The organism is Stenotrophomonas sp. SKA14 (genome assembly GCF_000158575.1).
GTDB lineage: Bacteria > Pseudomonadota > Gammaproteobacteria > Xanthomonadales > Xanthomonadaceae > Stenotrophomonas > Stenotrophomonas forensis.
In genome coordinates, this window is the sequence record NZ_DS999412.1 from 1619695 (window position 1) to 1629782 (window position 10088).

Sequence of the window (10088 nt, forward strand, 5' to 3'; positions counted from 1 at the left end):
GCCGCATCGGGTGACGCATTTGCTGTGAACCGGTGCGTGTAAAGCTGGCTTCACTTCCATGATCCGTAGCAGCAGCCTGAGCGTCTCGCACGGCAAAATTCAGGTGCGAACGCGACACATCCGTGCAGGCTCCCTGTAGAGCCGAGCCATGCTCGGCCGCGGTTCGCGTGGGGGGGGCTGAGCCGAGCGTGGGCTCGGCTCTACAGTGATCCATCCACGCAGGGTGTGGATCTACGCATCTGGCAGGGGTGTTGAGCGTGCCGGAGCCGCCAATGCCTGCCGCGGGGCGCTATCCTCGGCCTCTTTCCCAGGATGGGCCGCCCCATGCGCCTGATCGTGCTGTCGCTGTTGTTGTCCGCCGTTTCCACCGCGCCGTTGATGGCCGCCGAACCGGTGCCGTCCGCGCAGGCGGCTGCCGCGACTCCACTGGTGATCGGCGAGACCTTCACCATCGAATCGAAGGCGCTGGGCGAAACCCGCCGCATCAACGTCTATCGCCCGCAGCCGTGGGGCTTGGACCCGAAGGCGCCGCTGCCCGTGCTGTACATGCCCGACGGTGGCATCGGCGAGGATTTCCTGCATGTGGCCGGGCTGGTGCAGGTGCTGAGTGGCAACGGCAGCATGCGTCCGTTCCTGCTGGTCGGCATCGAGAACACCGAACGCCGCCGCGACATGACCGGCCCCAGCAAGGATCCGCAGGACCAGAAGATCGCGCCGCGCATCGGCGGCTCGGCAGCCTACCGCGCGTTCCTGCGCGATGAACTGATGCCGCAGGTGCGCCAGCGCTACCCGACCACCGACGAGCGCGCGTTGATCGGCGAATCACTGGCCGGGCTGTTCGTGGTCGAGACGCTGCTGTAGGAACCGACACTGTTCAACAGCTTCATCGCGCTGGACCCCAGCCTGTGGTGGAACCGCGGTACGATGCTGGCAGGTGCGGCCAAGCAGCTGCCGGCAGTGACGCGTGCGCAGCCGCGCGTGTTCCTGGCCAGTAGCGGGCAACCGGAACTGGCAGCCTCTGCCGCGCAGCTGGCAACGCTGCTGGAACAGGCCTCGCCGTCGCCGCTGGTGAAGTACCTGCCACTGCCGGAGGAAACCCACGCCACGATCTATCATCCGGCCGCATTGCAGGCGCTGCGCACGCTGTTCCCGGCACCGCCGCCGGCCTCGCCCTGACCGCACTGGCACCGCGCCGCACGCCATGCAAGGATGCGGCAGCGGCGCCATCCGGTACGCCGCCCGCAACGGGAGCGTGTGGATGCAGCGTGTGCGTGGATGGAGTGTGGCGGCCTGCCTGGCCGTGAGTGGCTGTGCGATGTCGGTGGCACCGCCGGCAACGCAGAGTGAAGCGAAGGAGAGCGCGGCCACCGCTGCGCCGGGCGTGGTGTTGCCGGATACCGAAGCGCTGCGCGTGCACGATCCGGTCGGCCGCGATTACCCGGTCTGGGTGGCGTTGCCGGCCGACTACGCCGCGCATCCGGAAAAGCACTACCCGGTGCTGTACGTGACCGATGCGCTGTACAGCTTCCCGCTGGTGCGCAGCGTGCGCAACATGGTGGGACAGAAGGGCGTCAACCTGGAGGATTTCATCCTGGTCGGGCTGCCGCCGCAGGAAGGCCTGACCTCCAAGCAGAGCCGCTCGCGGGACTACACGCCCAGCGATCCGGCGCGCACCGATCCGCGTGACTACAGTGATGACGTCAGCTATGGCGGCGCCGCGCATTACCGCGATTTCCTCGCCGAGCGCGTGCTGCCGATGATCGATGCGCGCTACCGCACCGATCCCGCACGGCGCGCCTATGCCGGCCATTCCTACGGGGGCCTGTTCGGCGCCTACGTGCTGACCACGCGTCCGGACATGTTCCGTACCTACATCCTGTCCAGCCCATCGCTGTGGTTTGACGATCATCTGGTGCCGCGCCTGCAGGCAGAGGCCAGGGCGCCCTCGCAGCCGACCACGGTGGTGTTGTCAGTCGGCAGCTTTGAAACGGTCAAGCCGGAACCGCGCTACTTCACCCGCAACGACATGCTGCGTCACAACGCCGAGTTCGCCGAGCAGCTGCGCCGCAGCGGGCGTTCGTTGAAGGTGGAGAACATGGTGATCGATGACGAGGACCACTTCACGGTCTACCCGGACATGATCACCCGCGCACTGCTGAAGGTGTTCCCGGGTACCGGGCCGTACAGCAGCGGTTGATGGTGGGTGCCATCCACGCATGGCGTGGATCTACTGCTTCAATCCACGCATGGCGTGATACGGGCGGTTGATGGGCGGTTGCAGCCACGCCGATGAGACGCGGATTCAGTAGATCCACGCCATGCGTGGATGAATGCCTCAGGCCGCCTGTGCATCCGGCCCGGTCAACACGCCCACATCGGCGTGCCGGAAGCACAGCCGGATGGCATCGAGCAGTTCGCTCATGTTGTAAGGCTTGGGCAGGAAATGGATGCCGTCGCGCAGCTGTGGCAGCACGCGGTGCTGGTCCATGCCCGAGGTGACCAGGATCGGCAGGTACGGATAGAGGTCGCGCACCTGGTTGGCAGCTTCAATCCCGCTCACAAGGCCCAGGTTGACGTCGGTGAACAGCAGGTCGAAGCGCTCACCGGCGGCCAGCAGGCCCAACGCGGCTTCGGCCGAGCTGACGCCCACCACATGGCAGGCCTGGCTTTCCAGCGCCAGCCGGCTCAGTTCGCGGGTTTCCTCCGCATCCTCGATCAGCAGGACGCGGGGTTCAACGTGGCGCTTGGACAGCAACATGACGCGACAACTCCGGACAGCAACGGTGAAAAGGCGCGCAAGTATGCGCAAGCCGGTAGTGATACCGGCGTGCACGGCAGGCTAAGTGGGCGTTACAGGCGCGTCGGGCGCCGACGCCGCCGGTGCCAGGCCAGCGCGGCCACCGCCAGCAGGGCCGTACCGATGCGCAGGCCGGTGGCCTGCCAGCCCAATGCGATGGCGTCGTCGAGGCTGAACACATTCCAGGCCAGGTTCATCGAAACGTGCAGCACCAGGCCGCACCACAGGGTGTCGCCATCGAGGTGGTCGAGCCAGGCGAAGATGAAGCCACCGAAGGCGATCACCGCGCCGATGAACAGCGCGGTGCCACCTCCTTCGAAACCGCCGAAGCCCAGCCAGTGCACCCAGCCGAACAGCAACGCCTGCGGTAGTGCGAGCAGGGGCCACGGGCCGCGCACGATCTTCACCAGCAGGATGAAACCCAGGCCGCGGAACAGCACCTCTTCGGCCACGGGGAACAGTACCGCGAGCATCGCTGCGTCCAGGACGGTCAGCGCCGTGTTCGGTGTGCCAAGCAGGGCCAGGCCCAGCCAGCAGGGCAGGCTGGCCAGCAGCACGCACAGCGGTCCGCTCCGGCCGTTGCCGTGCAGCCCGAGACTGGCGAACAGGCCCACGCCGCGGGGGCGCAGCAGCGCGGCCAGCAACAGCGCCAGCAGTACGGCCAGTGCATTGTCGAGCAGGCTACCGCCATAGGGGATGGGCAGCGCAGGAATCGGCGCACCGATGGACGCGGCGATATCGCGCAGGTTCAGGCCAAGGCCAACGCCCAGCAGCACCAGCAACAGGCGCATCGGGTTGGGCAGGCGGGACAGCATGCTCATGCGCGCACTCCGTGCGGGACAAGGCCGCAGTGTCGGGCCGGCCGCGTCCGCCGGCACGCGCCGGAAGTCCCTGTGCCATCGGTCATGTGTTGCCGCACAGTCATCGCAGGGCAGGTACAGTCGATGCCAGACCGACAGGAGCAATGCCCATGCTGTGCCCCGTATGCACGACCCAGACCCTGCAGATGGCCGAACGCCATGGCATCGAGATCGATTACTGCCCGGGGTGCCGTGGCGTGTGGCTGGACCGTGGCGAGCTGGACAAGATCATCGAGCGCGCCGGAGCGGCGGTGCCGCCACCTGCGCCTGTGCAGCAGCAGCCGGCTTCCACGCCGCCGCCGGTGATGCACCGTGACACCCGCCATCTCGGCCAGCGCTACGAAGACAACCGTGGCCAGCAGCATGGGCACGGCTACAAGAAAAAGAAGAAGGACAGCTTCCTGTCCGAACTGTTCGATTTCTGAGCGGTTCGCTCTTCGTAGAGTCGAGCTTGCTCGACTGGCTGTTCCGACAGCAGTCGAGCAAGCTCGACGCTACAGGGCCGTGATCACGGCCGACGCAGGATGAACTCGCGGTCGTGGGTGTCGCCGACGATGAATTCATACTCGCCCACCTTGCTGCAGCCATAGCGTGCGTAGAAGCGCTGCGCACCGAAGTTCTCTTCCCACACGCCCACCCACAGGGTGCGGCGCTGGGGATGGTCCAGCCACGCCATGAACGCGTCCATCAGGCGCGCGCCATGGCCGCCGTTCTGGTACGCAGCCAGGACGTAGAAACGCTTCAGTTCGATGTCGCCCTCGCGTGCGTCGGCATGCGGCAGGGTGTTGGCACCGGCGGCCAGGTAGCCGACCACGTTGTCGCCATCCATCAGCAGCCAGACCGCACTGCGCGGGTCGGACAGCTCGGCGCGCTGCGGTTCGCTGCTGTAGTGCGCCTGCAGGAAGTCACGCAGTTCCTGCGGCGGATACGAGTCGCCCCAGGTTTCGTTGTAGGTGGCGATGGCGATGGCCGACAGCGCTTCGACATCGGCGAGGGTGGCGCGGCGGATCTGCAACGACATGGTGGGGCCTGCATTGGAACGTGGCGCAGTGTAGCCGGCCCCGGCGGCTGCCGGGGCTGGCGGTTGCTCACACTCCGCTGCTCAGAACCACATGCGCACGCCGGCCACCCAGCGCGTGTCGCGCGCGTGGTCACCGGCGTAATCGGCGGTGTCGCCAAACGTGCGTTCGTGGCTGATGCCGATATACGGCGCGAAGCGGCGGCTGAACTCGTAGCGCAGGCGCAGGCCGGCTTCCACCTTGTTCAGGCCGCGGCCGATGCCGTACTCCGGTTCGTCCTTGGCCGCCACGGTGGCTTCCAGCAACGGCTGCAGGATCAGGCGGTTGGTCAGCAGCACGTCGTACTCGACTTCGGCCTTGGCCAGTACCTGGCCGCCGGAGCCCATGTACAGCGTGGCCGAGCTCTCGAACTTGTACGGGGCCAGGCCCTGGATGCCGAGTGCTGCCCAGGTGCGCGAGTCGGCCGGCCGGAAGTCCTGGCGCACGCCCACCAGCACATCCCACCACGGCGATACGCTGCGGCCGTACAGCGCTTCCAGCGATGATGACTCGGTGCGGCCACGGCTGCGTTCGCCATCGGTGCGCAGCCACAGGCGGTTGATGTTGCCGCCGATCCAGCCGGTCGCTTCCCAGGCCTGGCCGTTGCTGCTCTTGCCGTCCCAGTGTTCGAGGCGGTCGATCAGCAGCAGGCTGTTGATCTCCGGCGCATGTTCCATCGCGCCATGTGCGATCGGCGGGAACGCGGCGGTGCGGTCGGCGTCGGTCGGGATCGGGATCGGCTCGCGTGGCTCGGTCGGTGCAGGCGATCCGTGGCCCATCGCGGCGTGGTCCATCGTGGAATGGTCCATCGTGGAATGGTCCATCGTCGCCGGCTGCGTCGCACCGTGATCCATCTTCGAATGATCGACCGGTTCGACCGGCGTCTTCGTGGCTTTCGCAGGCGCGTCCATCGCGGCCATGTCATGCCCGGCATGCGACTGCGCGAATACCGGCAGCGCAGCCGCCAGGCCCAGCGCCAGCAGGCTCGGGGAAAGGAGTGAGCGGCTCATTCTTCGATCCTCACTTCGCGCATCATGCCTGCTTCCATGTGGTACAGCAGGTGGCAGTGGTAAGCCCAGCGACCGAGTGCGTCGGCGCGCACGCGATAGCTGCGGCGGGTGCCCGGCGGCATGTCGATGGTATGCTTGCGCACCTGGAATTGGCCCTGTGCGTTTTCCAGATCGCTCCACACCCCGTGAAGGTGGATCGGGTGCTGCATCATGGTGTCGTTGACCAGCACGATGCGCATGCGCTCGCCGTAGTTCAGCCGCAGCGGCTCGGCGCTGGCGAACGGGATGCCATCGAACGACCAGGAGAATTTCTCCATGTGGCCGGTCAGGTGCAGCTCGATCTCGCGGCCCGGTTCACGCCCATCCGGGTCCTCGAACAGGCTGCGCATCGCGCCGTAGGTCAGCACCTGGCGACCGTTGTCGCGCAGGCCGATGCCCGGGTCGTCCAGTCTGGGTTCGGTGGCTGAGCTCTGCATGTCCACCAGCGGGTTGTTGCGCTCGCTGGCCGGGTGCTTCGGCGCCTTGCTGGCGGTATCGCTGCCACCGCCATGTGCGCCGTGGCCCATGCTGGCACCGCAGCCGCCTTCCATGCTTTTCATCGCGGCCATGTCGTGGCCAGCGTGGCCGCCCATGTCATGCCCTGCCATGTCGTGCCCCATGTCGGACATCGTCAGCAACGGGCGCGGGTCACGCGCCGGAATCGGTGCCTGCAGGCCATGGCGCACCGCCAGCGTACCGGCGGCAAAACCGGTGCGGCCCATGTCCTGGCAGAAAAGGGTGAACGCATCCTGGCCAGTGGGCTCCACCAGCACGTCATAGGTCTCGGCCGGTGCGATGCGGAACTCGTCGATGCTGACCGGATGGATGTACTGGCCGTCGGCGGCGACCACGGTCATCTTCAGGCCGGGGATGCGCACGTCGAAGTAGGTCATCGAGGCGCCGTTGATGAAGCGCAGCAGCACCTTCTCGCCGCTGCGGAACAGCCCGGTCCAGTTGCCGGCCGGCGCGGTACCGTTCATCAGGTAGGTGTAGGTGTGCGCGTTGATGTCGGAGATGTCGGTCGGGGTCATCCGCATCCGCCCCCACATCCCCCGGTCAGCCAGCGCGGCCGACCAGCCATCGCGCTTCACGTCGCGCAGGAAGTCCGGCAGCGTGCGCTTGTAGTAGTTGTCGTGCTCGGCGAGCTTCTTCATGCGCCGGAACAGCGCACCCGGGTCCATGTCGGTCCAGTCCGACAGCAGGATCACGTGCTCGCGGTCGTGGTGATACGGCGCCGGTTCGGCCGGGTCGATGATCAGCGCGCCGTACAGACCGGCCTGCTCCTGGAACATCGAGTGGCTGTGGTACCAGTAGGTTCCCGACTGCTTGAGGTTGAAATGATAGTGGTAGGTCTCGCCGGGGCCGATGCCGTTGAAGCTCAGGCCGGGCACGCCGTCCATGTTGGCCGGCAGCAGGATGCCGTGCCAGTGGATCGAGGTCGGATGGCGCTGCAGCGTGTTGCGCACGAACAGGTCCACGCTCTGGCCTTCGCGCCAGCGCAGGATCGGTGCCGGCAGCGAGCCGTTGACGGTGATCGCCGGGCGGGTGCGGCCGGTGAAGTTGGCCAGCGATTCGCCGATGGACAGCTCGACGCGGGGGGCGCTGAGCACGGCGGGGGCGCCGGCCAGGCGCGGCGTGGACGTGGCGGCGGCGAGCGCGCGCTGCGGCACGCCGACGGCGGCAATGCCAGCGACGACGCCACCGGCGGCCAGGCCCTGCACGAACAGGCGGCGCGACGGCATGGGCACAGCGCCCGGGCCGGGGGGAATGCGGGTATTCATGGTGGTGACTCCAGACACGGATAGATGCCGGCAAACAGCCGGCTCTGGTGCGCAGCGCGCACGGTACGCGTGGAATCAGCCGATGGGAGGGCGCGAGATCGGCGGCAGTGGCGGCGCCGGTCGGCCATTGGCCGGCATCGGTTGCGGTGCCAGCGACAATGCCGGGCCAGCCAGGTACGGCAACGGTTGCACCACCAGCAGCGGATGCTGCGCGCAGCTGCGCGCGCACTCCTTGATCTGGCAATGGACGTCGTGCGCGGGGGCCTTGGCCTGCGGAGCCTGCCCGGCCTGCATGCCGGCGTGGTGGTGGCAGTCGGCCTCGCCGTCTTGGGCGGCGGCGGCCACGGCATGGGCCATCCGGCCCATGTCCTCGTGACCACTGGCCATGGCCGCGTTCAGCCCGTTGAGCAACAGGCTGAGCATGAGCACGACACGGAGCAGGGTCGAGGCCAGGGACATGGACGTCAATTTAGCCGCAAGCGGGCGCGGATGCACTTCCGGCTGAACAGCCGGTTCAAGGTTGGAGCAGCACCAGGGTGGGATTTGTAGCGTCGAGCGTGCTCGACTGCTCCTGGCGTGGAATCAACGGCAGTCGAGCAAGCTCGACTCTACAAACGGGATCGCCATTACCCTTCCTCGCGCACGATCTCCACCAGGCGCGGGCCGTAGCGGCTGAGCTTGGTGCCGCCGATGCCGCCGACCCGGGCCAGTTCGTCCAGGCTGGTCGGGCGCTGCTCGGCGATGTTGCGCAGGGTGCTGTCGTGGAAGATCACGAAGGCCGGCACGTTCTGTTCGCGCGCCAGCTCGGCACGCAGGCCGCGCAGGGCGTTGAACAGGGCCAGGTCCTGCGGCAGCACCGACAGGCCGGTGCGCTGCGCGCTGCGTTCGCGGCCGCTGCTGGTGCCGGCGGCATCGCGACGCATGCTGATCTGGCGGTGGCCGGTCAGCACGGCGCGGCTGGCATCGGTCAGGCGCAGGCCGCCGTGGCCCTCGCTGTCCACTTCCAGCAGGCTGGCGGCCACCAGCTGGCGGAACACGCTGCGCCAGGTGCGCGCATCCAGGTCGCGGCCGATCGCATAGGTGCTCAGCTTGTCGTGGCCCTGCTGCCTGACCTTCTCGTTCTCGCTGCCGCGCAGGATGTCGATCAGATGGCCGACGCCGAAGCGCTGGCCACTGCGGTAGACGCAGCTCAGCGCCTTCTGTGCCGGGACGGTGGCGTCCCAGGCGGCCGGCGGGGTCAGGCAGTTGTCGCAGTTGCCGCAGGGCTGCGGATAGGTTTCGCCGAACCCGGCCAGCAGCACCTGGCGGCGGCACTGCATGGATTCACAGTAGCCCAGCAGGTGGTCGAGCTTGGAACGCTCCAGTTGCTTGCGTTCCTCGCTGGCCTCGGACTGCTCGATCATCTGCTTGAGCAGCACCACGTCGCCCAGGCCGTAGCACAGCCAGGCCTCGGCGGCCTCGCCATCGCGGCCGGCGCGGCCGGTTTCCTGGTAATAGCCTTCCATCGACTTGGGCAGGTCGGTATGCGCTACAAAGCGAACGTCCGGCTTGTCGATGCCCATGCCGAAAGCGATGGTGGCGCACATCACGATGCCGTCTTCGCGCAGGAAGCGGCGCTGGTTGTTGGCACGCACCTCCGGCGGCAGGCCGGCGTGATAGGGCAGGGCATTGAAGCCCTGGCCGCAGAGGAATTCGGCGGTCTCTTCGACCTTGCGCCGTGACATGCAGTAAACGATGCCGGCTTCGCTGCGATGGCCGCGCAGGAAATCGGTCAGCTGCTTGCGGGCGTTGTCCTTCTGCACCACGGTGTAGCGGATGTTGGGGCGGTCGAACGAGCTGACGAAGTGGCGGGCTTCGGCCAGGTCCAAGCGTTCGGCGATCTCGCGCTGGGTCGGCGGGTCGGCAGTGGCGGTCAGCGCGATGCGCGGAATGTCCGGCCAGCGCTCGTGCAGGACGGTGAGCTGGCGGTACTCCGGGCGGAAGTCGTGGCCCCACTGCGAGACGCAGTGCGCTTCGTCGATGGCGAACAGGGCGATGTGGCTGCGCGACAGCAGCGACAGGAAACGGCCGGTCAGCAGGCGCTCGGGCGCGACATAGAGCATGTCCAGCTCGCCGGCCAGCAGTTCGCGCTCGACGCGACCGGCGGTTTCGGCGTCCAGGGTCGAATTCAGGTACTCGGCACGCACGCCGAGCTGGCGCAGCGCCTCGACCTGGTCCTGCATCAGCGCGATCAGCGGCGAGATGACGATGCCGCAACCGTCACGCAGCAGGGCCGGCACCTGGTAGCACAGCGACTTGCCGCCGCCGGTGGGCATCAGCACCAGGGCATCGTGACCGGCAGCCACATGCTCCACGATGTCCTGCTGTGGACCACGGAAATCGTCGTAACCAAAGACGCGTTGGAGCAGGTCGTGCGCGGGACGGGAAGCCATCCAAGTAGTTTACCCCGGCGGGGGTTCGGCAGGGCTGCGCCCTGCACCTGCTAGAAGCCAGAGCAACGTCAAAGGCAACAGCCGGCTCTGGGGCGATCCGTGGTTTGGCGG

General features: G+C 67.4%; 9 protein-coding genes and 1 pseudogene. 3 read left to right on the forward strand and 7 right to left on the reverse strand.

Going from position 1 to position 10088, the window contains the following annotated elements; translation table 11 throughout:
• Window positions 1-324: 324 nt before the first annotated feature.
• Together SSKA14_RS24325 and SSKA14_RS07405 are read left to right on the forward strand one after the other, a co-directional pair.
• A pseudogene (locus SSKA14_RS24325) lies at window positions 325-1176 on the forward strand (alpha/beta hydrolase-fold protein).
• A gap of 82 nt (window positions 1177-1258) precedes the next feature.
• The gene (locus tag SSKA14_RS07405) at window positions 1259-2197 is read left to right on the forward strand and encodes an alpha/beta hydrolase-fold protein (RefSeq protein ID WP_040009434.1); all 939 of its coding nucleotides are present in this window, start codon (window positions 1259-1261) and stop codon (window positions 2195-2197) included.
• Between the two features lie 138 nt (window positions 2198-2335).
• On the opposite strand, the gene SSKA14_RS07410 is transcribed toward SSKA14_RS07405, so the two are convergent.
• Both SSKA14_RS07410 and SSKA14_RS07415 read right to left on the reverse strand, forming a co-directional pair.
• Window positions 2336-2758 carry a response regulator gene (locus SSKA14_RS07410; RefSeq protein ID WP_008267633.1) on the reverse strand — a complete coding sequence of 141 codons (423 nt, stop codon included), beginning with the start codon at window positions 2756-2758 and terminating at the stop codon, window positions 2336-2338.
• Between the two features lie 92 nt (window positions 2759-2850).
• Complete coding sequence (locus SSKA14_RS07415; protein WP_008264680.1) at window positions 2851-3618, reverse strand: CPBP family glutamic-type intramembrane protease; 768 nt, start codon at window positions 3616-3618, stop codon at window positions 2851-2853.
• 149 nt (window positions 3619-3767) lie between these two features.
• Here SSKA14_RS07415 and SSKA14_RS07420 point away from each other — a divergent pair, with 149 nt between their 5' ends.
• The gene (locus SSKA14_RS07420; RefSeq protein ID WP_008267085.1) at window positions 3768-4082 is read left to right on the forward strand and encodes a zf-TFIIB domain-containing protein; all 315 of its coding nucleotides are present in this window, start codon (window positions 3768-3770) and stop codon (window positions 4080-4082) included.
• 83 nt (window positions 4083-4165) lie between these two features.
• On the opposite strand, the gene SSKA14_RS07425 is transcribed toward SSKA14_RS07420, so the two are convergent.
• The 5 genes from SSKA14_RS07425 to recQ form a co-directional block, all read right to left on the reverse strand.
• On the reverse strand, window positions 4166-4678 hold the full coding sequence (locus SSKA14_RS07425; protein ID WP_008268809.1) for a GNAT family N-acetyltransferase: 513 nt from the start codon (window positions 4676-4678) through the stop codon (window positions 4166-4168).
• A gap of 81 nt (window positions 4679-4759) precedes the next feature.
• Entirely contained in the window at window positions 4760-5725 is a 966-nt protein-coding gene (locus SSKA14_RS07430; protein ID WP_008268630.1) for a copper resistance protein B, read from the reverse strand.
• Window positions 5722-7545 carry a copper resistance system multicopper oxidase gene (locus SSKA14_RS07435; protein ID WP_040007251.1) on the reverse strand — a complete coding sequence of 608 codons (1824 nt, stop codon included), beginning with the start codon at window positions 7543-7545 and terminating at the stop codon, window positions 5722-5724. Before SSKA14_RS07435 ends, SSKA14_RS07430 begins: the two co-directional genes overlap by 4 nt.
• Window positions 7546-7620: 75 nt before the next feature.
• Window positions 7621-8004 (reverse strand): CopL family metal-binding regulatory protein, encoded by a 384-nt coding sequence (locus SSKA14_RS07440; protein WP_040007253.1) that lies wholly within the window; start codon window positions 8002-8004, stop codon window positions 7621-7623.
• A 167-nt stretch (window positions 8005-8171) separates the two neighbouring features.
• On the reverse strand, window positions 8172-9977 hold the full coding sequence (gene recQ, locus SSKA14_RS07445; protein WP_008267198.1) for a DNA helicase RecQ: 1806 nt from the start codon (window positions 9975-9977) through the stop codon (window positions 8172-8174).
• Window positions 9978-10088: the final 111 nt, after the last annotated feature.